The sequence below is a fragment of the Salimicrobium halophilum genome (assembly GCF_900100295.1).
In the GTDB taxonomy this organism is placed as follows: domain Bacteria; phylum Bacillota; class Bacilli; order Bacillales; family Halobacillaceae; genus Salimicrobium; species Salimicrobium halophilum.
Window position 1 is genome coordinate 206,477 of record NZ_FNEV01000003.1, and the last position, 26,168, is coordinate 232,644.

Consider the following 26,168-nt stretch of genomic DNA (forward strand, 5'->3'; position numbering starts at 1 on the left):
AAAAAAATACCGACGTTTTCGGTTATCACTTATCCATTTCGATGGAAAATTTATAACGATCAGCACGGTAAAACGATTGTACGTATTCTAATGGTGTATCATCTTCGCTGTATGTTCGACGTTCTATAAGCAGTACTGGTGTATCCAGATCAATCTCCAAATACCGGGCATCTGAAGGATTGACAGGATAGGATATCTCAATCGTCTGAGTCGCAGAGGCTAAGTTCAGGTGGTACTTCTCCTGCAATTCTTTGTACAAGGATTTATTCTCTAGAGAGAGACTCTTCAGAGAAGAAACTTTATCTGCCGGGAGAAATGACCTCTCCAATGCCATCGGCTGTTCATCAGCCAGACGTAGTCGGAACACTTCAACCACCCTATCTCCTTCCTTAAGATTCAACTTCTCGGCTACTTCCTTGTCGGCTTCGATCTCTTCAATATGCAATACTTTCGATCGTGGCTTCAACCCGCGCTTCTCCATATCTTCCGTGAAACTCGACAACTTCGTCAGACCCTGATTGATCTTCGGTCTGGCAACGTAAGTACCTTTGCCCCTCTTCCTGTAAAGCACACCTTCACTGACGAGATCATTGATTGCATGTCTCACAGTCATACGGCTGATAGCTAAGTGATCGGTAAGCTCTCTTTCAGAAGGAATGAGCTCGTTGACTTTCCACTCCCCTTTCTCTATCTGTTGGATGATTATCTTTTTCAACTGATGATAAATAGGAATGACTCCTTCTTTATCAATCGAACCTTCTTCTATCATTCAGGTCCCCCTTTCCAACTTACAAATTGAAAGTTTCTTATATTGTAAGCGATTACTTTTAAAATTTCAACAATTTTCGGAAAATTAATTCTTTTATTGTTCACATTTTTCTAGACCTTGCGGAACTAGAACCTACACGAAAAAAGTCACCTCCTGCAAAAAGGAAATGGCTTTTCAAGCTAAATCAATCACCTACAATATAAACCTCACGATACCCGGACAACCCATTCACCCACGAATCGATCGTATACGGCACGTAATCACGATAAGACTCATCCGTCGTAAAGTACAGAATCTCTTCCGGCTGCTCCCCGATCATCGCTGCATACAATTCACCGTCTGCACCTTTCATGATGATCCCTTCCATGAAACCGGCAAGCCCTCTCACCATTCCATGCTTCACTGTCGCAGGGAACTAGTCCAGGTTTTCCCGGTCCTGTCAGTTGGAAGGTTTCTTCGAATCTATTGTAGTAATAGTCTCCCGTCAGCTGTTTGAATCTGGCATTCTCTTCACTCGCAAACAACTCCATATCTACAAAAAGAACTCTGAAAGTTCTCTCCATTTATGAAGTATAATTCTTTCTTCATGCATTTTCATTTTTTTACATGACTCATAGTTAATAAGCTACATTTACAAAAATAGTCTCACAACATGAATAACTTTTCATTCAGACATTTTACCCCGTTCAAAACAAAAATATGGTTCTTCTTTTTGATGAACATCATTTCGAAAAAGTTCAAGGAGCCACTGGATAGTTAAGTAGCTCCTATTATTATTTTCCTCATGATTCTTTTACTCCACAGGAATCAGCTTCACAGACTCCTCCGATTCGATCGTTCCACCATCTGTCGCCTCGAAAATATATTCTGGTACCCCGAACCCTGACTCCCCATTTCTATCAAGGATTGTATTGACCAAAAGACTTCCGGAACTGCTATATACGATGAAATTGCTTCCTCTCCCTAACGGCATCACTTTATATCTGTTCGGTGGCAGATCTTTCCCTATCGTAAAGTGCCCGGCCGGAAGCTGTACAGGAGCCATCTTTTTCTCTTTGATCGAAGTATCCATGTCTGCGAGCTCCTCTTTCTTCACAGCAAGTTGACCATCTAAGTCTTCCATTTCTTTCTTTTTCGCATCCAGTTGGCCATCTATGTCCGAGATTTCATTCTCCAACTCTTTCTTTCCATCTATCATGGCATTGATTTCGTCCACTTCCGCCTGTTTTGCTTTGATTTCTTTATCCAGAGCAGTTATTTCTTCTTCTTTTCCTGCAATTTCCGTATCTTTATCTCTTTTCTTCTTCTCGGCTGCGGCTACATCCGTTTCTATCCCTTCTAAAATACCTTCCTGTTCTTCGATCATAGTCATTAAATCTTCATATACAACGACGTTCCCATCCACCTCAGCCTGACGCACCCCTGGAATCGATAAGAGGCCACCAATCACCAGAATGGTAAGTCCTGCCCCAGTCGTTTGAATAGCCTTTTGGACAGACTTTTTCATTACCAACATTACAACCATCCACCCTAACCCGAAGATGATCAGCACCGCGGAGAGACCCATGAGCACTTCTGCGACTGCAGTCATTTTCTTCTCCACCTTTCCTTCTTATTATATTTGGGCGAATTTACGAATATTTGATCATGAACAGAAAGATATAAAAGGTGACGAATAGCGCAAAACCGAGTCCATTCCACAATTCTTTGATCTTTTCCGCCCGGTAATACCAGAGCAATCCCGAGATGAAACCGATGAATGGATGCAGCGTCAGCATCAGGAACAATCCGAATACAATAGACCATGTGGAAGAGCCCCTTTCGTTTATTCTCCTTTCCTTATTCCTGGTGTGTTCCGGATGAAAGTTTCCAGCTTCCTCAGCAAAACGCTCTTTCTGCTTTTCTAAGTCATCAGAAGATGGTTCCTTCTTCAGTACGTTCGTGCGATTATCAGGGTAGTAAAAGACATTCTTCATTTTCTTAGCCCGAGCTGTTCGGAGCCATGCTTCTGTTTCCTGCGATTCCCTTTCATTCATTTCACTGATGAGATTCAGCAAATCCATATAAAAGTAATGGACAGGCGCCATCCGATTCATTTCTTCTTTCAGATTCTGAAGAATGATGGCGCGGTTTTCTTCCGTCGTCTGCTTTCTGAAACGTAACAATTTTCGTTTCGATTCCTCATACAATCGGTAATCCCCGGTGAAGCTTGAACTGAACAATAACAGGATCATCAATTTCACCGATTCCATATCGAGGTCACGGGAGGAAAAGTAATCATATGCGATCCGGGACGCACTGAAGAAATCATTCTCCATCGTATACGTCTTCGCATATTTCCAGACGTACCAAGGGTTGTACGGGTCCTTCGAAAGCAGTCGCAGACCGTAGGGACGAGCTTCCTCGAAAGACCCTTTGTCAAAACACAACCGAAGCATAAGATGGAGCCAAGCTTCTTCCTTCTCCCCTTTCGGCATATTTTCCGTTATTTTCTCTTCCGCTTCTTCGAGCATATCCAGCTGCAAGAAACAGTCGCTCATCAGAAGCCCGACTTCCTCCCGGCCAGGAAATATCTCGTCATATTCCTGTAAAATTTCGAGCGCTTCTTCATATTCCCCCAGTTTGAACCTGATCCATGCGCGTTCATAATGCTCTTCGAAATAGTAATCTTCGCGCAGCTTCATGGAAGCATAAGACGGGTGATCACGGAGGCTTTCATCGTATTCTTTTCTTAAAACAGGATTCCCGAGAGTTTCATAAGCTTTGGTGATCATCTGAAATTCCTTCGCATACCTTTCCTCGGAATACTGGCTCAATTTCTTCACGTATGCCCTCTTGATCGAATCCGGCGGAGCATTGGGCGGAATGTCGAGCATTTCATAATAAGTCATAGTGCTTTCCATTTCCTGACCTCCTTATGAAGGATGACATTGTTCTTGCAACCTCACATATGAAACGATAAAAATTTTATAAAGAACGTTATTGGTGAAATAAAGCTGCTTTCCAGTCGAAAAGCAGCATGTGTAAGTTATCAACTTATTCCGGTCAAGATTAGACGTAGGTCTCCAGTTTCTGATCATAAGGTAAGTATAAAGGATGACGGGGCTGTCCCTGCTTCGTCTTTCCTAAGCACAAGAGAGAGACGCCTAACTCATCAGCCAATCCCCTGAAGTACTGAACTCTTCTCTTATCAGCATGATTCCCCCAAGCACATACGATGGTTCGATGTTCACCGAGTAATCGTTTCAACCAGTAATCATTCTCTGCCCCCACAGGGGAATGGTCAGCTTTAAGTACGTCCGGTTTCGAAGAGCGAAGAGCATACAAGTTTACCACTTTAAATTTCCGGTATCCCCACCTGGATGTAAACCCTCTCAATTTCCTAATCGTTGGATCATCTGTTTTATCATCAGCGGTTGAGGGGTTCAACAGGACGAAAAGCAACTCCTCTTCTTTGGATCCTTCCTGCTCCCAGGACCGCTCCAGCCAATACCTGTAGTTCTCACATTCACTAATAAGTGCCATTCCTTTGTCACCCCCGGAAGTTTTTAAAGTTAGACATTGTGCTTCAGATGGTCATGTCAGGCGCCTCAGTTTGTATAATATCAGAATTTTCCCACTTTTATTGTAGCACAATTTACTAATTATGGGTTGACAAAAATTTGCACTTCTCCACAAAAGATCCCCTAGTTCTGTTCTTATTGCTTTATCGGATCTATCCAGTAAGCTAAACGGTCCGTTTCTGTATTTATTGGACACTCAGGTCCAGCATTTTCACCTGAGTAGTTCATTTCTTTCGTATTGAGCCATTTGAAAGCTTCCCCACGTCGTGAATGGGTGGCAATTAGATTTGCGAGACACTCGACTCAGCCTCCCAAGCCCTGAACAGCGCGCAAATGAATTCAAATACTTGCACCTTTTTGGCGAGAGCCAAAGTAGTTTACTAGTTCCCGGGGTTCTGGCTAAGTGTGAGCGTTTCGGTCCATTCAAGGGACCCAACTTTTTTAAAATGATCCTTTTTTCTCCGATACTACCTATAAAGCTATTCCAGGTAATAGTTTTCCTTACAAATTTTCAGATATTCAAAAATCTGTGCACCTCTGATCAAAAAGACTCACGACTATTTTCTTTTATTTGGATATCGTGTACGATAATTGCAACATATGAATTAGAAGGAAGAGGGGGATTCGTTTGGAGTCAGCAGAACAGCTTTACCTGAGACATCTCGATGAAAACATACATATCATGAACAGTCTGGATATCGACCGTAACCAGACCGAAGACTTCCAGAGCGTTTACAGACTTTTGATGAATAGAGACAGGGACACGCTGTTTCGTATCTTCCGCTTTACCGGTACCAAACATGAGGGTATCCCTTCCGATGAAGAGTGGGGACGCATCCAGTTCTCCTGGAAAAGCATCATTATTTCCGCCAGCCTTCAGGCGAGTATCCAACGGTTCACCCCTATGACGATGGCACAAATTTTTTCATTGTTGTTTACAATCGATGACATGGCACCCGCTCATTTCGAAACGGGGGCCCATTTTCTCACGGATAAGATGCTAGCCCTGTATGCCTCCGGGATCAAAGAGTTCGATCATATTTCCAATCCGCACGTAGGAAAGGCGATTCAACTCATCAATTCAAAGTTGAAATCCTCCAGGCTCAGTCTGAAAGTTGTTGCTGACAAACTGGAAATATCGTCGCCTTATCTGTCTGCTATTTTTCATGAGGAGATGGACGAATCAATCACCGCTTATATTCACCGAAAAAAAATCGAAGCTTCGACGGAGCACCTGATGTTTACGAATTATTCGATTCAGCGTATCGCGGAGGAGTATGGGTATTCGTCTGTAACGTCTTATGGCCGGAAATTCAAAGAAATTATGGATACGACACCTTTGAAGTACCGGAAGAATCATGCGATATGAGTGAAGCCTGACCATTCATTAGTGGTCGAGATTTCGGGGTATAAGGTGTTTTTTCAGTAGTAGATTTCTAAAGTACGGCATAAAAAATAGCATCAAACATTTTTCGTTGCTATTCAGTAAAAACTATCGCATACCTATACATTTGCGACGTATCACCTGATTCGCCACTGAAAACTGCCACAAAGAAAAAGCCTTCATGCGCTCGCGGCACATGAAGGCTTCTTTATTGATGAGTTACTAGCTTATTGCAGATCACTTTCCACACGTGGCGCCACCTTATACTCCTCGAACGTATATACGACAACACCAGTAATACTATCAAGCGTATCTCCTACTTCAACCGGAACATCCGTGAATTCATTATCAACGATGAACGTATTCCCTTCTCCGTCCACAGCTGTAAATTCACCGTACTCACGGGCTTCTGTAATTTCCACATTTTCAAGCGTTACGAGTTCAGCTTCTGTATCTTCTCCGATATCAGCACCCGTCACTGTTGCAGGTTCAAGGGCATCTGCATCAGCTTCCGCAATCATCACACTATCAGCATAAGCAACTGTAATCTGTTCTTGACCGTAGTACGCGCCTGTTGCTCCCTGAACTTCGATGACGTCACCGACTTCTGCATCGATGTTGCCATTTTCATCGTAAACGACGATACCAGCCGTGTCGTCTTCGATGTAATAGTTACTTCCATTAATAGCCGTGATTTCTCCTTGGACCTTCGCTTGCATGCCTCCATCAAGAGCACGGGCTTCTGAGATATCGACAGCCGGAGCTTCTTCAGGAATCGTGAGTGTCACTTCTTCCGTCTGTACTTCAGCTCCGTTCGTGATTGTTGCCGTAAGTGTCACTACTTCATCTCCAGTACCTGTCTCAGGTCGGGTAACGATTCCGTCCGCTGTCACCACGTCTTCGTTGCTTGAACTCCAGGAAATGGTCGTTCCGTCGAATCCTTCATTTGGAAGGATGAGGTCCTGCGTTACGGAGTCCTCGCTATCGCCTGCTTTGTATCCGATGTCAAGATTCTCCTTCATATACGTCACTACTTCTTCCGCACTCCATCCATCAAAACCGAAATCGATTTGTGCGAGAACCGGATCGTGGTCACTGGCACGGTCTTCCGCTACCGAGAAGTCGGAGTTGATGTTCAGGATATCCGCTGTCGTCGATCCGGCCAGGTCATTGTTGACGAGGATGTGGTCGAGGACCTGGGAGTTGCCTGTAAAGTTATACGTGTACTGCTCGTCCTCCGGTAATGTGTCGATCATGTTGGTGAGGTCGTCGCCTTTCAGAATGTCGAGTGTCTTCGAGAATTGGAAGTCGTTCAAGTCACCCATGACGACGACGTTCGCATCTGGATCATCTTCAAGAATTCCGTCGACAAAGCCGTTCACTTCTTCTGCAATCGCATGGCGCTGCTCTTCGGATCCACGTTCCGGCGGCTGCTCAAGACCGAATAGCGGATCATCGCCACTCTTGGAGTTGAAGTGGTTGAGGACGACGACAACGTCTTCACCCTGGAACGTAAATTCAGCTGCGAGCGGAATACGTGATCCTTGTAGGGCGTCACTGTTCGGAGCTACACGGCCGGGGTTCAGCGTGAGATCCCCATTTTCATAAGCGACCGCTTCTTCACTGCCGCCTTTCTCTGCTCCGTCTTTTAACGAGACACGGTCCGGATTATAAAGGAAGCCGACACGGATGTTCCCGCCCGGTTCTCCACCTTCTGCGTTATCGACAGGAGGAATCTCCGAATATTCATACGTAGGACCGCCGGCTGCTTCAATGGCGTCAATCAGCGTCTGGGCACTCTCTTCCCCTGATACGGTACCATCATCTTCATTACCCGTGTTATCCTGCACTTCGACGAGACCGATGACATCCGGCTGCTTCATGTTATCGGCGATGGATTCAGCGATCCGATTCGCTTTCTGTCCGGCATCTTCCGGGGTGAAGTTTTCAATGTTATAAGTCGCTACGTTCAATTTCCCGGAGTCGCGGGTGAGTTCTGTCGCACCCGGCTGGTAGTCCTGTTGATTCAACTCAGGAGGTGCTTCCGTTGCGAGCACCTGGAAGTTACCGAAGTCGTAGTCGACGATACCTGTAATGGATCCGTCCATTGTATCTCCGACCGTCGCAGGGTACGAATCGTTATCGACATAACCATCCAAATCGACGATGATCCGCTCCGGGTTCTTGTCATCTTCCGTCAAACGGGCACCGCCTGCTTTCGTTTCCGGTACGTCCGCTCCTTCCGGCAGCATCGCCACCTCACTGTAGTCGATCGGTGAGGAGATGGTAGGGTTATTGAAATCGACGCGCATGCCTTCCATGCTTTCGTAATAGTCGATGGCATCTTCTTCCGGATCGAAGCTCGTCAGTTCATCGTTATCGATTTCATCCGGTTGCGGCCGATCTTCGGCAAGCGTTACCGGTTCAGGGACATCCGCTCCTGTACTCATTTCCATCACTTCCGTCGCTGCAACTTGCGTCGTCGTCATCTGCGTTTCCGTACTCATATAGTCGGGGAGGTCCGGCTTTCTTTCTTCGACCATCCCACTCACAGAAACGACCGTCCCTGGTTCAATCTCTTTATCCGATACGACGAAGAGTCCTTCAGAAGTACCGATATCCCCGTCTTCTTCAAGCGACTGGATGTAGAATCCTTTCGGGAAGTAGCCCTGGTCGAGGTTGTGCGTAACGACACCTTTGACGTTGTTCACTTCCTCCCCTTCATAAGGCGAGAAGTGACCCGCTCCCTGGATGTCGTGAGGAGCAAGATTCTCTCCGTTCCAAGGAGTAACGCTCGCTTCCTCTTCCTCAGTGAAAAGATATTCGCCATCTTCTATCATTTGTTGGAGGATGTCTTCATCCGAAGAGTCTGAAGAGACTAACACATCAATATATGCATCAAAATCGACGATTGTATCGTCATTAACACCTATGCCCACCATGTCGTGCTCCATTATGTAGCTATAGAGACCGTCTCTTTCTCCATCAAGCAACTCATTCACGACCTCGTCATAATCGACACTTTTCAGAACCCCATCGTCATCTACAACGATTGTCGTTACCTCAACTTCCATCTCATCAGCCTGCACGACTGACGGAGCAAGTACGGCTGCTGCGACGACACTCGTTGCAAGAACCTTTCCTGGCACATTCTTCATCGAACCTCTCCCTTTTTCATAGATTAAAAGTCTGACTTCTATTATATGACAGGTTGTAAGGGCTTTCAATGAATGTGCAATCATTCACTTTTAAATATGATTGAAAATAGGTTCTTTTTCGGGAAAGAGGAGAGAATTTGCGGTTCGCTCACGATTATTTTTTGGAGCTGAGTGGTTCATTTCTCATGTATTGCGCCGTTCGTCAGCTGCCATGTGGTTATGGACGGTTCATTCTTACATTTGCGGGACATTCAGGGCATATTCTCCACTCCTGAACGGTTCGCAAATGCATTCCAATGCTTGTACCTTCCCAGAAAGCGGGAAGGTAGGTTGGGAGATCCGGGTTTTCTATTCATGTGCGAGCTTAGCAGGACAATCACGTTAGTGTTTCTCAACTGAGTGTCCCGCTTCTTTCTTACTGCGCCGTTCATCAGCTCTTCCACGACGTGAGTGGGTGGCAAAGGGATTTGCGGGACGTTCGGCACATGAATCACTTCACGAACGGCACCCAGAAACATTCGAATGAAAGAAAAACACCTGTCACAAGACAGATGTTTCACAAATCTATGTTCACACTATTCTACTCTTCTTCTTCAAAGGCTTGGCAAGAACCTTCTCCAGAGGTACAGGACGATAACAATAAGCTTTCTTCAGAAAATGCTTCAGGTGATATTCTGTCCGCTTCCCGTCCACCACAACCATTCCGTCCGCCATAGATAAAGTATGAATGCCGTCCGGGTAGAGGTCCGAGGGGTCCGGTTCGATTCTTGCTGCAATCTCCTCCGAGAATTTCGTCTCAGATAAATGCCTGATGCGATTCAGTACAATCGCTCCTCCATACGTATGCGAACAATCCTGGGCCGGACGGTACAACTCTCCGTTATGATAAAAGGGTGTTCCTGCCGGCCGTGAAGAGCGAGCGTCCACTTTCACAGGATTCCGGGCATGAGGCGACCATTCACCGAACAGGTCCTCCGCATAAAATATATGAAGTTCTTCGTTATCCCCATTATAAACGGAAGCACGCGTACAAAATATCCACCATTTCCCCTGATACTTGACCAATGTCGAATCGACAGCAGGAAAATGGTCAATCAATGTTTTTACCGCTTTCCACCCATCTCTGTACTGGTAAAGCACGACCTTTTCTGTTTCCGAGTTTTCCGGAATACAATACAACTCCCCGTCTACATACAATATATATGGATAAGAGAAATGGCTGCCTCCTGAAAGCACAGCTTTCTCTTCCTGGATAACCTCATTATTCCTGAGGATCCACTCTGTGATAAACCCTTTCACGGAGCGGTAATCCACTTCTTCCATAATGATCTTCCACTGTTCTCCATCCCGATACACGAATGGATCCGCATAATAGAGGTCGCTTCGTTGCTTGAACCAGTGAATGTTCAAATTCTTATGTTCCATAATTTCTTTCAGACTCATGGTCGTAGTCCCTACATTCCAGAACTCATAGCCGAATAATTTCCTTCTGAGCCGCTTCCACCGATGAATCATTTCCGTTCGCCGTATGTCACCTTTTCCTTTCAGCAAGCTATATTCTTTCGGCACGTATTGCTCCTCTTGCCTCATCAGAGTCTCGTCTTCCAAGTGTGCACTTACCAATATCGGCCAATCGGAAGTGATGGATTCGACCTTCTTCATATGGGTACGATACGAGTCAAGTCTCACGGAAATGCACGCCTCCCTCAGTGGCTGAACCATATCGTTATGCTTCAGTCGATCAAGACACACGGAGGTACTGCTCGAACGTTCACGAAAATTTTTCAAAAAAGGAATGGTCTCCCCATAATGACGATAGGTCCAGACACCCCACGTCGGCATATCAAGAATCTCACCTCGGAGACGGACTCTACTCAAGGAAAGGATCCAGTCCGGAGACTGTTCCCGGACATAGGCAGAAGTAGCGGAATCCAATTCTCCATCATGAGTGATAGAGGCGTCAATCACTTCGGTTTCTTCCTCAGAAGAACTTTCTCCTTTTCTCCCCAGACATATCAGAAATATAAGTTCTATCCGAGAGTCGTTCCTGATAGACCTGATCACCTGCTTTTCCCATTCCGTCAAAGGAAACCCATCGATGATCACTCCCGCCTTCCGCTGATTCCTCATCCTGTCACCTCCTTCTGGTACGCCAGGTATTCATCGATTGTTTCATGAACCATCTTGTCCAGGGAAAATTCCTTCTCTGCTTTCTTCCGCCCTTCCCGGCTCACTTTTTCTCTTTGTTGCTGATCGCTATCATACATGGAGAGAATAGCTTCAGAGAAGGATTCGACGGAATGATCGCCAATCAGGATTCCCGTTTCCCCTTCCGTAATCGCTTCTTTGATCCCTCCCCGGTCAATGGATAAGACAGGCGTTCCTGTCGCCAACGCTTCTATGATGACCATAGGAAACACCTCCCGTAAAGAAGTCAACAGGAGGAGATCCATGGATTGGATGAACACTTGCGGATCGTCCACCATCCCGAGCATCTCCACTTTATCCCACAGTCCCAAACCTTCAATCATCCGACGGATTTTATCTGCGTCCGGTCCATCCCCTGCAATATAAAACTTCATCCCCGGCACGTCTTTCAAGTGGTAGGCAATGTTGACGAAGAGCTCATGATTCTTCTCTGGAGAAATTCTTGCAAGGATTCCTACACGGAAGGTCTCCGTCTGTGTTTTAGGAACGAAATCGAACTGTGTGAGATCCACGCCGTTGTGGATAGTCTTCACAAGCTCCTCTTTCACGCCGATGTCCATCAGACGATTCTGTTCATAGCGGCTGACCGTGATTATTTTATCGACATGATGATTCATCAGATACGAAAAGAGGGCTGGTCGTTTCTTTTCAAGCATTGTCACATTATGTTTCGTATACAGGATACGGACGGGCAGTCGGCTGATTCTTTTCATCCAGAGGCTATACAATACCATTCGGAGACTGTTGGCATGGATGACATCGATCCTCCTTCGCCGTACGACTCCCTCCAACACCCTGATATTCTGCCGGTGCTTCCCGGGTTGCAATCGTATGAATCTCTCCTGATGCTTGAGTCTGTCTTCAAGTTCACCGGGAGAAGCGGCGAAGGTGAAATCGATATCCGGATGTTCCAAGTGGTTCTCCAATTTGCAGAAGTATATTTCCGCCCCGCCGAATCTCAACTTATCCGTAAGTAGAAGTACATTCATACCGCTTCCCCCTCCCTTTCCATGTGAGCAGGTCTTGAAATGACGACTTCATCAGTCATTTGACTCTGAAATAGATAGGCGGACAGAATCGCGACGTATAGGAAGAACATATCGTTGATGATGACAGTGAGAAATCCCATCTGCATCGTCAGACCGATGAATGTCAGAAACAGATAGGGTTCACGTTTGTGAACTTTGTAGTAGATCAGTTGGAACAAGAGAAGGCCGAGGAACAGGAGGTACCCGAATATCCCTACAAGCCCGGCATCTGCCAGGATGTCTAGAAACGTATTGTGAACCGTCAGATCATCATTGAATTCAACACTGTTGTAATCTGCGAAATTGTAGGCACCAAGCCCTGTCAAAGGATTTTCAGCGAAATAATTCCACGCTCTCCCCCACAGCTCGAGCCGTCCGCTCCCTCCGTCCTGGGAGAAGTCTTCGATCCGTGATCGCAACACGCCGATGATGTCCAATTTAAAATAGACGACCGAAACATACAGAGAAATGAGCAATGCAGTTCCTAGTCCGAGAAGCGTTTTCAACTGGCGAAGCGGATTATTGAGAGCGAGATAGACGAGAAGCAGGCAGACCATTACGAGCAGTCCTCCTCTCGAAAACGTCAGAAGGTTGGTCGTAATCGTAAGCAGTAACCCGAACTTGTTCATCCATGACCTGGCATTCGTCAAAAAGTAAGCAAAGAAGATTGTGTTGTAGAAGACGAAGAAGTTCGGGTCCTGCAGCAGCCCGATCAGCCGCGGGTAATTGCTGTCGAGCATGAGCCCGTAATGATACACCCGGTCCCCACTCAGAACGAACCCGACTTTCTGCAATCCGAGAAAATAAAAGAACAAACTCCCAAGATTGAAAAGAATGCCTACATACGTCAAGCTTTTATGAATCATCTCCTGCGTCGTGTTCACCAAAATCGATTTCATAACGAAATAGCAGGAAATATAAATGAAGATTCCGATCATGATCCGGATGCTCGATGCCGGATACAAGGCAAAGATTCCGGTCGAGACGTAAAGAAGATAGAATAGAAGCATCGCCACTTCGAATAACTGAAGCCGATAAAAACGGAAAGCTCCGAAGAACACCAGCATGTATGCGATGGATAATACCATATAAGGCTTGAGGGCAAATCCGATATACAGGTGATAGTTCGCCAGGGTGACTAGCAGAATAAGCAGGAACGTAAGTCCCCGATACTGAGGCTGTTGACTGAATGTATTCATTTTACCCTCTCCTTCTTTGCCCCTTCTACCGGCGACATCCTCCACGCTCTTTTTTTCTCGACGACCAGTTGAACGATTTGATCCCTCAATTGCCTATCCATCATCAGGATACTTAGAAGCAGAAGGGTATGAAGGATTGTTCCTGCCCAGGCTCTGTTGCCGAGCATCCACTCTATGCCCACCGTACTGATAAGAAAGAATGATAGATAAGGAAGAATCGCCCGTTTCAATAGCTTCCATCTCGTCGCTGTACATATCCAGAAGCCGGTCAAAGCGATCCCTTCCACTATCACCCCTGCAACCGCTGCTCCGACGACGCCGTAGCTTTTGCTGAGGAAGATGTAGAACAACACCCCTGACAACACAGCGATCACTTGGACGATTGTTCTCGCATTCTGTTTCTCCACCGTCGTCAATCCATCAGCGAGGGCCGTGTTCACCGATTGAAGAATCAGCATCATAGCCAGTATCTTCAGCGGCAGGGCCGCATCCAGCCATTCCTGTCCGAACAGGAAGGAGACGATGAACTCTGATAGGTGATACAGCGGAATGGCTATGACCATTCCGATCAGCCCCATCACTTTGATTTGCGTAAGGTGATGGTCGAAATGCTCAGAGAACCTTTGATTATGGAAATGTTTGAATAAAACCGGATAATACGCGCCCGCTACAACGAAGGGAATCTGCTGCAGCGCCTGGGGAATCCGATAAGCGACGGCGAAAAGACCTACTTCTCTCAAAGTGATTGTCTTCTCCAGAATAATAGGTCCGAGATGAGGAAGAAGGACGAATAGAAGTCCGCCCAGGGTGAAAGCTCCCAAATTCCTCAGAAGTCCGGAATGAAATGGTTGTCTCAGGCTCAGCGTCACGTGTTTCTTTACGAGAATGATGCCGAATATACCGGCAGCCATATACGAACATCCGTAAATCATAGCCATAAGAAGAGGATGGGCTCCGAGAAGCATTCCGACTCCAAGCGTCGTCAGAAGTGTTACAGCAGAAGCCAGACGGATCAGCCCGAAATATTGCATCCTTTCGGTCAGCCGGAAGAACGTCGTCCCTATGCTCTGCAGGGCAATACCGGTCACCATAGGGATTACCAGAGCATAAGCGGTATGAAGCAACGGTGTGTTATCCCCGTTCATAAGATGAATGACCAGAAACCCGAGAGCGAAGGTCACTACAAGGAGAAACGTCCTCATTTTGATATAAGACGACATCAGCCGGGACAGACTGACTTCCTGTTTCGCTCCCTCTCTCAGAACGATGTCACTTAAACCGGCATCCGTGAAGTACCCCATAATCATGGCGAAAGCCAGAGCGACACTGAATAGCCCATATTGATGAGACTGCAGGTATCCTGCTAACAATATTAATGCGATGGCATTGATGGCACTGGATAAAGCAGTACTGTAAAACAGATGGATGATATTCACAGCAATCGAATTCTTTTTCGCTGGATTCATAAGGGCACCTCTTCGTTAACCGGTCTGGAAGATCACCCCTACAAGGGGTTTCCTTGCACGCTCTATCATGTCCTTCGTCTGTATCGCTGATTCGCGCCGGGAGTGACGGTTCCTGGCAACTATGATGACTCCGTCGCAATGGTTCATCAAAACTAAAGGATCTGCGACCGATAATAGCTCCGGAGCTTCGAATATCACAACGTCGAATTCTTCCTTAACAATCAGCATCAGATTTCCTATCTTTTCCGAGACCCATAGTTTTCCCGGATGATGGACACGGGAGCCTGTAGGTAAAACATACAGATCGGACTGGAAGGTTTCTTTGATGTACTGACCAGGGCTCTCGTCTTTCAACAAGGCATTCGTCCACCCGTGCTCATTATCCAGCTGAAACCACTCATGGATTCCCGGTTCTCTTACATTCGCATCTATCAAAAGTGTACGTTTTCCCTGTTCTGCAAAAGAGAGGGCTAGTTTTGACGTGATCAAAGACTTCTGTTTCACATTTCCCGGGGAGGTGACCATCAGGCATGTTCCTTTTATATTGTCTTCCTGATCGATGTTTGTACGGATGATACGTATTTGTTCTGTACTGATCATCTGCTCATCCAGGTGCAGCTTCTGTATCATTTTTTTCTTTGATCTGCGGCTCTTAAACACTGATCTCCCCCCGTTTCTCTCCTTCTATGACTCCGATATCCTCTTCCTTTTCCACTTCGATACGAGGGGTACGGAAACGCCCTTTCCGCTTCTTCTTCATGTCGATCTCTCCGAGAAGAGGCACGCCGATTAAGGTCTCGATTTCTTTCGAGCTTTGGAGAGAATCATCCATGTGATCCCGGAACATCGCAACCCCTATCCCCGCAAGCAACCCTACAACGATTCCGATTCCTATATTCAGGACGAATCCGCCAACCTGCTGGACCTGACTATTATCCTCAGGGTTATTCAGAACCACAATATCCGCGACACCGAATAAGCTGTTCATTTTATCCACCGTCGTCGTCGCAATCAGCCCTGCCACCTGCTCTGCCCGGACCGGATCCTGGTCACGGACGATCACATTGATGATCTGAGAATCCTTCGTATTCCGAATGATCATTTTGTCGTTGATTTCTTCATAGCTGAGTCCGGATTCTCGGGTTACGACACTCAGCACACTGGGACTTTTGATGAAATCGATGGTGGAAGCCAGCAGCATGTTCAATTGCTGTGTTTCGCTGTAGCTTTCATTCGTGTTCAGACTTCCGATGACGATGTTTTCGTTGCCTTCATACGTGGGCTTCATCACATAGAAACTTACAACTACCGAAAGCATGAGCATACTTATCATTACAGCCAGGATGGTTATATACCTTCTTTTCAAGGTGCTTATAAAATTGTGTACATCCATTCTTTCATTCATTGCTACCCACCTCCCATCACTGTTGAGATATTTATGAAATGCGACGGAACAATTCCGACCTGCGATACGTTACTGTTCGACTTATGCCTTCCGCGAGACTATACCGTTGCTGCCAGCCAAGAAGATCTGCCGCCTTCTGATTGGCAAGAACACTCTCCCGGATATCCCCCTCCCTCTCCTCTTCGAACACAGGGATGACCGGTTGTGCCATCGTATTTTCCAATAAACGTATAAGTTCTATAAGAGAAACGCGTGAACCGCTCCCGACGTTGATAGTCTCTCCGTCCCCTGCTTCTAATGCCAGACGATTGGCACGAGCGACATCTTTTACGAAAATGAAGTCTCTCGTCTGTCCCCCATCTCCAAAGACGACGGGAGACCTTCCATGTAAGAGTTCGTCAGTGAAAATTGCAATCACTCCAGCCTCCCCTTGTGTGTCCTGCCTCATGCCATAGACATTCGCATAGCGTAGAATAGTATAAGAAAGGCCGTATATATCAGAGAAACGCCGGATATACATTTCTGCCGTCCACTTGGATAATCCATAAAAGGATAGCGGGCTTACCGAATGATTTTCGTCGATCGGCAAGTATTCCGGATTCCCATAGACGGCGGCGGAAGAAGCGAAGACGAATTTCTTCACTTTATATGTCACGCAAGCCTGCAACAGATTGACCGTTCCGACGACATTTGTCCTACTGTCGTATACCGGTTCCTTCATAGAAGCACCTACGGAAACTTGGGCCGCCTGATGTATGACATAATCCGGTTGTTCTTTTTGAAAAATATCATCCAGCTTCTCCCGGATATCCCGCTTGTAGAAACGTGCCCCCAACGGAATATTCGTTTTTTTCCCTGTAATCAGGAGATCCACGATAACCACTTCGTACCCTGCCTCCAGCAGCTCCTCAGCAATATGGGAACCGATGAATCCCGCTCCCCCTGTGATAAGAACTTTCACTCCTCTCACCTCCGCTTGATAATGAAAAGTTATATCTAAGTAACCACACTTCTCCACTAATCATAAGAATACTTTGTTCTTAATAAAGAACTTAATGTCATTATAAATCCTGCCCCCACAATTAAAAACCTCCGAATTCACCAGAAAACGCCATAGAAGAAGCTCCCACCCCTGATTTCTCTTTTTTTCTTCTTATCTCTTATATTTTCGTTCTTTTTAAAGAATGAAGGGTTCTAATCTTGAACAGGAACTTCCCATTTGTTGGAACGTCCATTGTCTTCGATGAATTCTTCTGTAAGGTTCGAAGATAGAAGATTCCGCTGTGATTCTCCGGAAAACGTGACGAAAGACTCGTTGTTCTGATATTGTTCGATATCCCAGATTACGCCGTCTATCCTGTTATCTGAGCCCGTCACATGAATTGCTTGTTCCGTAGAATCGGAAGGCTGAATCTGCAAGTTGGAGAACTGATTGCCTGAAACTTCGTTCGGGATGGAGATCGAACTCTGCATATCGATGCACCGTACGCAGTCCTCGAGGGTCAGATTAAGGAATCTGTTTCCGTTGATGAAGTTATCCTCTTCTCCTTGAGGAGCTTCCGCTTTCATTTCCAATCCAGTCTCAAATCCGACAATGGTCAGATTCTCAAAAGTGACAAAACTTATGAATTCACCGGAGTGATCCGCCACCAGAGATATACCCGTTCCTCGGTGAGAGCCCGTCGTATTGATTAGCTTTACGTCCTCAAGTCCCGTCTGATCCCAGGACCAGAATTCCTGCTCCCCGTCCAAATGCACTACCACCTCTGAGAAACTCCGATCTTCTATGAAAATGGAAGCCTTGCTGATCCATGCATTTTTCTCCATCTCGATAACTGGAAAATTTCCTCTGACGCGCAATCGGGACTGATGTCCGAAAGAAAGTTCGACCCCTTCTGTAATGGTAATACCACTTTCAAGCAGGTAATCCCCGTTCAACAGCACTTTCCCACTCCCGTGTTCTGCACCCGCATCTATCGCCTCCTGAATAGCACCGGCGTCATCGATGTCATCCCCTCCTTCGGCACCGTAGTCCTCTACTACAATCCCTGTTTCAGATGTTGTATCTTTACTCATGCTATAAAGAAAAATGCCATTTAAAATGAGAAATGCCACGATAATGATTCCAACCCTCACTGTCCATCTCCCTCCGCCCTACAACACGTGTTTCTCTTCTGACGACTCCTGTAGCAATCGATGCATGATCTGTACCATCTCCTCGTAGGTGTTACGTCGATTGAAATGCGTCTCTGCAAACCTTCGATTATTCTCTCCCATTTCCTTACGAAGTTGCGGATCCTGACTGAGTCTCTCCATATTTTCCGCTAAATCTTCGGCATCCCCCGGTATACAGTTCAACCCTATTCTTAAGTGGTCGACATAACCGCGATATTCCTTATTCTCCTGGGTGTTCAACACCGGGAGACCAGCCGCCGCATAATCACCTACTTTATTGATGACACTCTGGGCCGCTCCTTTCACAATAGGATTGACGGCAATATCACATTGAACCAACTTTTTTACCATTTCATCATATGGAAGCATTCCGGTGAATTCATAGGAGATCCCGAGTTTCTTCGCATGGTCTTCGAACACTTTCCGTTTCGGCCCATCCCCCATGACGACGAAATGAATATTCGTCAATCCCTTCTTCTTCAAAAGGTGGACAGCGTCAGTAACTAGATTGATATCATAACTGCTACCGAGCGTTCCGATATAGGCGACCTGGACTCCCTGATGAGATTCCGTCAACTGATCTCTGGTTTCTGAAAGAGAATCGAAATGGTTCAGATCCGTACCGAGGAAAACACTCGCCTCCAGAGCATTCTTCTTATTAACGTTCGCCGCACGGTCCACGTATGTCTGAGAAACGGCTAGGATGGCATCCGCCTGTCTGAACACGGCATCTGCCCCTTTTTCAAATGGCTTATAAAGCAGATTACTCAGCACAGGAGGATTGAACACCATGCGGAAAGCTTCCGGCCAGAGATCCTGAATATCGATGACGAAAGGGATCTTATGTTTTTCAGCATAAGCGGCGACCTTCCTGCCGATAGCGATAGGAGGAAACGGACAATAGATCAGATCAGGTCTCTTCCGTGCTTTGAGATACGTCATGATGTTCTTCGCCATCACTTCGTTGCTGTAAAGCCTCTTTACACTGACGTTTTTCGGGTACCCGGGTTCATAGATCAGTGTCGTTTTATACCCCAGGTATTTCAGATCCTCTCCTGAGAACGCCCGTTGTTTCTTCGTTTTGTGATAAAAGGTCGAAGCGATGACCTCCACATCGAACCCTTCCTTCGTAAGCAGATCTGCCAGGTACGTGTAGCGGCTGTTCCCCGTCTCTCCAGGAAACTGACAGTAGTTCGTAACCATCACGATATCCTTCATCTGAATCATCCCTTCGTTTTTGGATCAGTACAGAGAAAGCCTTACGACACGGTACAATCACGATTCTTCGACAACGTAGTCAGATTCGTTTCGATAAGATCGAACAGGCGTTGTTGCGTCCGATCGGATACAAAAGAGTTATGAGGAGTCACTAACACTTCATCCATGTCCCATAGCGGACTTTCTTCAGGAAGCGGTTCCTGTTCGAATACATCAAGAGCGACACCGAGGAACCTTCCTTCTCTCAACGCCTGTGCCAGTGCCTTTTCATCGATGATTCCACCTCTGGATACATTTATGAGCACACTTCTCTCTTTCATCATCGAAAGTTTATCTTCATCAAAGAGATGTCTCGTTTCGTTAGATAGAGGCAAAGTAAGGATAGCGATATCACTCTTCGCCAAAACATTCTCCAGCTGATCGATTCTGTGGTATTCATCCAACTCCTCATTGGTACAATGCGCTCTTCTGCCTAGACCTGTGATATGGAGACCGAATCCCCTCAGTCGTTTGGCCACTTCTTTCCCGACGCTTCCATAACCGATGATGGCCGCCCTTTTTCCAGGCAACTCCAGTAACCCCCTCTCTTTCTCCCACTTTCTGTTCATCTGATTATAGTAAAACCGGTGGCTGTTCTTGTATATTTCGAGAAGCTTCAGAATCACCCATTCAGCCATGGGTATACTGTAGACACCCTCTGCACGATATAGTTGTATGCCTTTCTCCTGTATATAATCGACAGGCACACGGTCCGTACCGGCACTGGTCAAGTGTATGGCCGACAGATTCGTGAAGAGGGAAATATCATGATAGAGAAACAACCCATTACAGACCACGACCTCTACCTCTTCCGGACGGATCGTCAACGGATCCCTTTCATTCTGAATAAAAGAGATATCGAACCCTCTCCTCCTCAGCCTTTCCATCTGCTCCCTGGTATATGGGAAAGCCCCGGTCAGTAATAGCTTCATGATCTCCCTCCGTTCTTCCGTTATTTCGCGATACTATCGACGATTTCTTTCACTTTGCCGTTCATCACTTCATGATTATCCTGAAAGAAGGTGAAGCGTTGCGTGGTCAGCCCCTTCTCATACGCCCGAAGCTTCTTCACACCCTCCCTGAAAATCCGGGAAATCTCCTCGATATCCGTCGCCTCCTCGGCATTACAGAAAGCCCGGGATAAAATCGCCATCTCTGAACCTAAACGATGATGCTCTGCCACAATCATTTCAGCCGGAAGCGCCCCCTGACCTAGTCGGGCAATCCCCCCAAAACCATATGGAATTCCTGTCTGTTTGATTTTTTCAGCGAGTCGTTCCACGGTTCCGTCAATCAACAGTTCAAACATGAAGGTCTTGCCATAGCTCAGGTGAAGGTCATTCAATCCGATATGAATGAAATCAATTCCTTCGATGTTCAGAATGTCATCAATGATCTCTACCGCTTCAGCTGTCTCCAATAGCAGGCAAACCTTCGCCCGTCCTCTGACGCAGGAGATAAAACGTTCCACTTCCTGCTTTGTCTTGAAATAAGGAAGCATCACTATGCCCGCTCCCCTCTCAATCACTTCATCAATCTCCTGCTCTGACTCTTCATATATAGGATTAACACGCACAAGCACCTCGGAATGTGATAACGCTCCCTTCACCCGGCTTACATCCGTAATATCGTGCCTCGAGATGACCGTATTCAAATGTCCCTGGCGATCAACTTTTCCGTTAATCTCCAAATCTACGAAGATCCATTCGACACCATTCTGTTCTGCCACCTTCGCCACATCCGGCCGATTGGTAATATAGATCAATCGCAAAGCCATGAATCATCCCTCTTTTCTCGAAGTGATAGAATCGACAGTCTCTTTCACATTGATATTGTTCTTCATGAAAAGTACTTGAAGCAGTGTCCGGAAAACGATTTTACTGTCAAAGATGAGGGATAGATGTTCCGCATAGGCAACGTCGTAACGAATCCTCTCCTCCCACAGCACATTCTTCCTTCCATTCACCTGTGCCCAGCCTGTGATTCCAGGCCTGACAAGGAACCGTTTCTTCTGCTCTTCGGAATACTCTTCGTAAGACCAGGGATGATAGAGCAAGGTGGGTCTCGGTCCAATGAGAGACATATCCCCTTTCAGGATATTGAAACACTGAGGCAGCTCATCCACACTGGTCCGTCGGATGATTTTCCCGACCCTCGTCACTCTGGGATCATTCGAAGATTCATAGACGCCCTGTTTCTCTGCATCCACACACATGGAACGGAATTTGTACATGGTAAATGGTTGGCCATGTAACCCGAGTCTCTGTTGCTTAAAGAAAACCGGCCCTTTCGATTCTATTTTGATGGCCACGGCAACAACTAATAGAAAGGGTAGTAATAAAAGAAGCAACAAACCTGAAATCACTACATCAGACAACCTTTTGACCGCAGGATAATTCATGGACTCGCCTCCTATTTCGCAACAAGACCGATATGAGCATGGGAATTCGCCAGATTGATTGCGTATTGTTTCACTTCTTCCGGTGGGAGATGAGGGAATTGTTCCATAAAGTCATAGATCGCTTCATGGTTGAACGGGACTGTCTTACCGATGAGAATCTTAGGAAAAACTGGATCATCGAACACTTCATCCTCCGCAAGCAGTTCTTCATAAAGTTTTTCTCCAGGACGCATACCGGAAAATTCAATCGGAATCTCTTCCTCGGTGAATCCTGACAGATGAATAAGGTTACGGGCCAAATCTACAATTTTCACCGGTTCGCCCATATCGAGAACGAAAATCTCTCCTCCATTCGCAAGCGCTCCGGACTGTAAAACAAGACGGGAAGCCTCCGGAATGGTCATGAAGTATCTGGTCATATCGGGATGGGTAACGGTTACCGGTCCTCCCCTTTCGATCTGCTGTTTGAATAAGGGAATGACGGACCCCCGGCTGCCTAATACGTTTCCGAACCGAACAGCTGTGAACTTCGTATCACTGTGCACACTCATCATCTGAATCGTCATCTCCGCCAAACGTTTTGTCGCCCCCATTACGTTCGGAGGATTTACCGCTTTGTCTGTCGATACCAGCACAAAAGTTTCCACCCCAGCGAGATCAGCCGCTTCGGCAACATTTCTTGTGCCGATCACGTTATTTTTGACAGCCTCTGCCGGGTTATCCTCCATGAGAGGCACGTGTTTGTGAGCTGCTGCGTGATAAACGTGAGAGGGAGCATAGTCCTGCATTACTTGCAGAATTCTGTCCCTGTCCTGTACATCCGCAATGACAGGAATCACTTCTGTGGGCGCACCCAATCTTGATAGTTCCATATGAATGGAATAGATACTGTTCTCCCCATGTCCGAGCAGGATCAATCGCTTCGGCGCAAACCGGAGCAACTGACGACATATCTCCGACCCGATCGATCCCCCTGCCCCCGTCACCAAGACGGTCCGATTCTTTATCTCCGACTCGATCGCTTCCAGGTCCAACTCCACCGAATCACGTCCCAGCAAGTCTTCGATCTGGACATCCCGGATATGATGGACGGATACCTTTCCGAAAGCGATATCTTCGAGCATAGGAAGCGTCTGGACATTCTGCACCACACTTTTCGCTTGTTGAATAATTGTTTTCATCCGTTCCTTAGGGACAGAAGGCATAGCGATTACAATGTGATTCACCCGTTGATTTTTCACTATAGTCTCCATGGATTCTATGTCCCCCCATACGGGATAACCACTGATAAGCAAATGATGGGTATCTTCGTCATCATCTACGAATCCTACGATTTGCGTTTGACAGCTCTTGGAATTCCTGACTTGTCTGGCCAACATACGGCCAGCTGCTCCTGCTCCGACGATCAGCGTCCGTTTCCCGTACGGAGTATTCTGCATCCCCTTTCGTTCGAACCCCGGTATGACGGTGAACCCGTAATGTTTGTAATAGCGCCACCCCAAACGGACACCTCCGACGGCCAGAACATTGAAAAGCCAGGTCACAATCAATACGTTTCCATAAACAACGTCAGTAAATGCAACCTGTGCCAGCAGGGTGGAAAGATGTGCAAACGTCACTACGTACAGAATCCCGATCAATTCTTCTAAGCTGGCATACCGCCATTTCTTCTTATACAGACCGAACATCATCGAGAATGCATGATAGAAAAAGAGAAGAACTAAAGCGGACGAGAGGATAGCCGACCCTGGTTCTCTTTCGGGGAATAGAAGAAAAAATGCCAGAAAAGCGGAAAACAGAATGATGCAAGAATCAATCAAAACGAGAAGCAGCAGCCGTACCTTGTAGGATTTCGTCATGCCCCACACCCTCTCCCTGGTGTATTATGTTCGACAAAATTAATGACCACCATACAACGTTCTATATAAAGAACTATAAAACAACATAAGAAACATGTCAACCTCAATAAAGAACAAAACTTGACTAATTCACAGACGTATGGAATAATTTATTCTATATAAAGAACATTTTTATTCAGGAATAAGTTGTAGAAGGAAAACTAAAACAATAGGGGGGATCAGCGATGAAAAGGTTGAGGAGTATGTTCAATACCGGGAAGTTCTGGAAAATATCTATTCTTCTATTATTCGTCTTTTCTATAGCAGCAGGCTTTTATTTCTTCACCATCTATAACGATGCCAAAGGGACAGTGAATGAAGTCATGCATGAACAGATCCCCTCTATAGAACGCTCCGTTACACAGAAGAAATTGAAAGCTCAAGAGCCGTTGACGATCCTTTTGCTCGGAGTCGATGAAAGACAGAATGACAGGGGACGTTCCGATGCGCTCATGGTGATGACGCTCGATCCTGAAAATAAAAGAAGCCAGCTCATCAGTATTCCCAGGGATACCAGAACGGAATTGGTAGGAGACGATCCGAAGAATGGCAGCATAGACAAGATAAATCATGCTTATGCCTTCGGTGGTCCCGATATGACAGTAAGTACCGTAGAGAATTTTCTGGATATCGAAGTGGATTATTATGTAAAAGTGAATATGGAAGGACTAGCGGATCTGGTCGATACAGTGGGAGGAATCACAGTCGACAACCCGATAGACTGGGTAGGGGAGAACGGATTCCATTATAAACAGGGGGAACTTACGCTGAACGGAGAGGAAGCCCTTCAATTTGTAAGGATGCGTTATGATGATCCTCAAGGGGACCTCGGGCGGAACGAACGACAACGACAAGTCATACAAGGAATTCTTGATCAGGGCGCCAGCATCTCTTCCGTCAACAAAATCGGAGAAATGCTGGATGTTCTGGGGTCCAGTGTAACGACAAATATAGAATTCAACACCATTCAGAACCTGCTCTTCCATTATCGTAGTGCCCGGGAAACTATGAGTACTTATCAGTTGAAAGGGACAGGGACAGAGATAAACGGTATCTATTATCTGCAGGTTTCAGACGATGAAGTTCAACAGGTCCACACTATGATCAATGAACCTGATGCTTTTTGATTCTTCCTTCATTAAAAAGGTCTTTCCACGTGTGCATGTGGAAAGACCTTTTTCGTTTTATGTGTGTTTAAGGGGCGAGATGGTGAGTGTGAGCGGGCTTTGAGGTACGTTCGGGGCAAGTGTCTCTCACTTGAGTGTCCCGCTATTTTCGTACCGCGCAGTTCGTCAACTTCTCCCCAGCGCGAGTGGGTGGCAAATGTGTTTCCCGGACACTCTAGCTAAAGGAATCCCTGTACGAACGGCTCCCAAATGCATTCTTAATGCTTGTACCTTCCCGACAGGCGGGAAGGTAGTTTGGAGGATCCAGGTTTTCTGGCTATGTGTGAGCTTTGCGGTACGTTCAGGCCTAAGATTCTTTCCCGAACGGTTCGTTTTTTTCCTATTGCGCCGTTCGTGAGCTGCCTCGGCATAATGAAGGGTTCATTCCGGTATTTGCGGTACATTCAGGCAATGCGCGCCACCCCTGAACGACGCCCAAATGCATTCAAAAAGAAAAAACGGAGGCACCCTCACGTATGAGGATCCTCCGCTTTACGAGGCAATGTAAAAAAGTCTTTGCTTTCGCTGTAGTTGCCGGCAAACCTGCCGAGCGGCTGCAGCTTCTCAAAGTCTACTTTTTCATTACCGAGATAATAGTCTTCTTCAATATGATACATAATCATTTCACCGATAATCATATGATCGGTCCCGAGCTCTATGATCCGGTCCACCTTGCACTCCATCTGAATCGGAGCTTCCTTGATCCGCTTCGGAAGCACGAGATCACTATCGATGGGTGTCAGCCCCGCTGCCGAAAATTCATTCACATCCGGAGGCAGGTTCTCCGAGGTCTTCTGCATCTGATTGCCAAGAGCTGAGGGCACCACGTTGATGACGAACTCTTGCCCGGATTTGATATTCTCCAGCGTATCCTTCACGGTTCCTTCCCTTTCCCCGACACCCGGACCAATGGAAATAGCTAGCATCGGCGGCTGACGGGACGCGACGGTGAAAAAGCTGAAGGGGGACAGGTTCAGGACTCCCTCCTCCGAAATCGTCGACACCCACGCAATCGGGCGCGGGACAACCGCTCCAGTCAAAAGTTTATAAACGGATTTCGTTTCCATGTTTTCAGGATTGAACTTCATACA

Annotated in this window: 22 protein-coding genes; 2 read left to right on the forward strand and 20 right to left on the reverse strand. The window is 46.4% G+C overall.

What is annotated here, in order from left to right; translation table 11 throughout:
- Window positions 1-25: 25 nt before the first annotated feature.
- The 5 genes from BLQ44_RS06660 to BLQ44_RS06680 form a co-directional block, all read right to left on the reverse strand.
- Window positions 26-769 (reverse strand): GntR family transcriptional regulator, encoded by a 744-nt coding sequence (locus BLQ44_RS06660; RefSeq protein ID WP_093193107.1) that lies wholly within the window; start codon window positions 767-769, stop codon window positions 26-28.
- A 184-nt stretch (window positions 770-953) separates the two neighbouring features.
- A complete protein-coding gene (locus BLQ44_RS06665) occupies window positions 954-1,160 on the reverse strand; it encodes a hypothetical protein (RefSeq protein WP_093193108.1) in 207 nt (68 codons plus the stop codon).
- 402 nt (window positions 1,161-1,562) lie between these two features.
- The gene (locus tag BLQ44_RS06670) at window positions 1,563-2,360 is read right to left on the reverse strand and encodes a hypothetical protein (RefSeq protein WP_093193109.1); all 798 of its coding nucleotides are present in this window, start codon (window positions 2,358-2,360) and stop codon (window positions 1,563-1,565) included.
- Between the two features lie 40 nt (window positions 2,361-2,400).
- The gene (locus BLQ44_RS06675) at window positions 2,401-3,672 is read right to left on the reverse strand and encodes a J domain-containing protein (protein ID WP_093193110.1); all 1,272 of its coding nucleotides are present in this window, start codon (window positions 3,670-3,672) and stop codon (window positions 2,401-2,403) included.
- Between the two features lie 148 nt (window positions 3,673-3,820).
- Window positions 3,821-4,294: a DUF1643 domain-containing protein gene (locus BLQ44_RS06680; RefSeq protein ID WP_093193111.1), complete on the reverse strand. Its 474-nt coding sequence runs from the start codon at window positions 4,292-4,294 to the stop codon at window positions 3,821-3,823.
- A gap of 666 nt (window positions 4,295-4,960) precedes the next feature.
- Between BLQ44_RS06680 and BLQ44_RS06685 the strand changes: the two genes are divergently transcribed.
- Window positions 4,961-5,701, forward strand: coding sequence for a helix-turn-helix domain-containing protein (locus tag BLQ44_RS06685; RefSeq protein WP_093193112.1), 741 nt, complete (start codon window positions 4,961-4,963; stop codon window positions 5,699-5,701).
- 242 nt (window positions 5,702-5,943) lie between these two features.
- Here the strand turns inward: BLQ44_RS06685 and BLQ44_RS06690 are convergent, their stop codons facing one another.
- From BLQ44_RS06690 to BLQ44_RS06755, 14 genes are all read right to left on the reverse strand, one after another.
- On the reverse strand, window positions 5,944-8,874 hold the full coding sequence (locus BLQ44_RS06690) for an immunoglobulin-like domain-containing protein (protein WP_176757453.1): 2,931 nt from the start codon (window positions 8,872-8,874) through the stop codon (window positions 5,944-5,946).
- Between the two features lie 570 nt (window positions 8,875-9,444).
- Window positions 9,445-11,004 carry a glucosamine inositolphosphorylceramide transferase family protein gene (locus BLQ44_RS06695; protein WP_093193114.1) on the reverse strand — a complete coding sequence of 520 codons (1,560 nt, stop codon included), beginning with the start codon at window positions 11,002-11,004 and terminating at the stop codon, window positions 9,445-9,447.
- Window positions 11,001-12,071 (reverse strand): glycosyltransferase family 4 protein, encoded by a 1,071-nt coding sequence (locus tag BLQ44_RS06700; RefSeq protein WP_093193115.1) that lies wholly within the window; start codon window positions 12,069-12,071, stop codon window positions 11,001-11,003. The genes BLQ44_RS06695 and BLQ44_RS06700 overlap by 4 nt, the downstream gene beginning before the upstream one ends.
- Window positions 12,068-13,309, reverse strand: coding sequence for an O-antigen ligase family protein (locus tag BLQ44_RS06705; protein WP_093193116.1), 1,242 nt, complete (start codon window positions 13,307-13,309; stop codon window positions 12,068-12,070). Before BLQ44_RS06705 ends, BLQ44_RS06700 begins: the two co-directional genes overlap by 4 nt.
- The gene (locus tag BLQ44_RS06710; protein ID WP_093193117.1) at window positions 13,306-14,775 is read right to left on the reverse strand and encodes an oligosaccharide flippase family protein; all 1,470 of its coding nucleotides are present in this window, start codon (window positions 14,773-14,775) and stop codon (window positions 13,306-13,308) included. The genes BLQ44_RS06705 and BLQ44_RS06710 overlap by 4 nt, the downstream gene beginning before the upstream one ends.
- A gap of 15 nt (window positions 14,776-14,790) precedes the next feature.
- Window positions 14,791-15,435 carry a CpsD/CapB family tyrosine-protein kinase gene (locus BLQ44_RS06715; RefSeq protein ID WP_093193118.1) on the reverse strand — a complete coding sequence of 215 codons (645 nt, stop codon included), beginning with the start codon at window positions 15,433-15,435 and terminating at the stop codon, window positions 14,791-14,793.
- The gene (locus tag BLQ44_RS06720; RefSeq protein ID WP_093193119.1) at window positions 15,428-16,180 is read right to left on the reverse strand and encodes a YveK family protein; all 753 of its coding nucleotides are present in this window, start codon (window positions 16,178-16,180) and stop codon (window positions 15,428-15,430) included. Before BLQ44_RS06720 ends, BLQ44_RS06715 begins: the two co-directional genes overlap by 8 nt.
- Window positions 16,181-16,211: 31 nt before the next feature.
- Window positions 16,212-17,141, reverse strand: coding sequence for an NAD-dependent epimerase/dehydratase family protein (locus tag BLQ44_RS06725; protein ID WP_093193120.1), 930 nt, complete (start codon window positions 17,139-17,141; stop codon window positions 16,212-16,214).
- Window positions 17,142-17,374: 233 nt separating this feature from the next.
- Window positions 17,375-18,316, reverse strand: coding sequence for a glycosyl hydrolase family 28-related protein (locus BLQ44_RS06730; RefSeq protein WP_093193121.1), 942 nt, complete (start codon window positions 18,314-18,316; stop codon window positions 17,375-17,377).
- A gap of 18 nt (window positions 18,317-18,334) precedes the next feature.
- Entirely contained in the window at window positions 18,335-19,573 is a 1,239-nt protein-coding gene (locus tag BLQ44_RS06735) for a glycosyltransferase family 4 protein (protein ID WP_176757454.1), read from the reverse strand.
- A gap of 41 nt (window positions 19,574-19,614) precedes the next feature.
- A complete protein-coding gene (locus tag BLQ44_RS06740; protein ID WP_093193123.1) occupies window positions 19,615-20,544 on the reverse strand; it encodes an NAD(P)-dependent oxidoreductase in 930 nt (309 codons plus the stop codon).
- 20 nt (window positions 20,545-20,564) lie between these two features.
- On the reverse strand, window positions 20,565-21,389 hold the full coding sequence (locus BLQ44_RS06745) for an aldolase/citrate lyase family protein (RefSeq protein WP_093193124.1): 825 nt from the start codon (window positions 21,387-21,389) through the stop codon (window positions 20,565-20,567).
- Between the two features lie 3 nt (window positions 21,390-21,392).
- Entirely contained in the window at window positions 21,393-22,013 is a 621-nt protein-coding gene (locus BLQ44_RS06750; protein ID WP_093193125.1) for a sugar transferase, read from the reverse strand.
- Between the two features lie 11 nt (window positions 22,014-22,024).
- Entirely contained in the window at window positions 22,025-23,872 is a 1,848-nt protein-coding gene (locus tag BLQ44_RS06755) for a polysaccharide biosynthesis protein (RefSeq protein WP_093193126.1), read from the reverse strand.
- A gap of 224 nt (window positions 23,873-24,096) precedes the next feature.
- On the opposite strand from BLQ44_RS06755, the gene BLQ44_RS06760 reads away from it, so the two are divergent.
- On the forward strand, window positions 24,097-25,038 hold the full coding sequence (locus tag BLQ44_RS06760) for an LCP family glycopolymer transferase (RefSeq protein ID WP_093193127.1): 942 nt from the start codon (window positions 24,097-24,099) through the stop codon (window positions 25,036-25,038).
- Window positions 25,039-25,547: 509 nt separating this feature from the next.
- Here BLQ44_RS06760 and BLQ44_RS06765 read toward each other — a convergent pair.
- Entirely contained in the window at window positions 25,548-26,165 is a 618-nt protein-coding gene (locus BLQ44_RS06765) for a flavin reductase family protein (RefSeq protein ID WP_093193128.1), read from the reverse strand.
- Window positions 26,166-26,168: the final 3 nt, after the last annotated feature.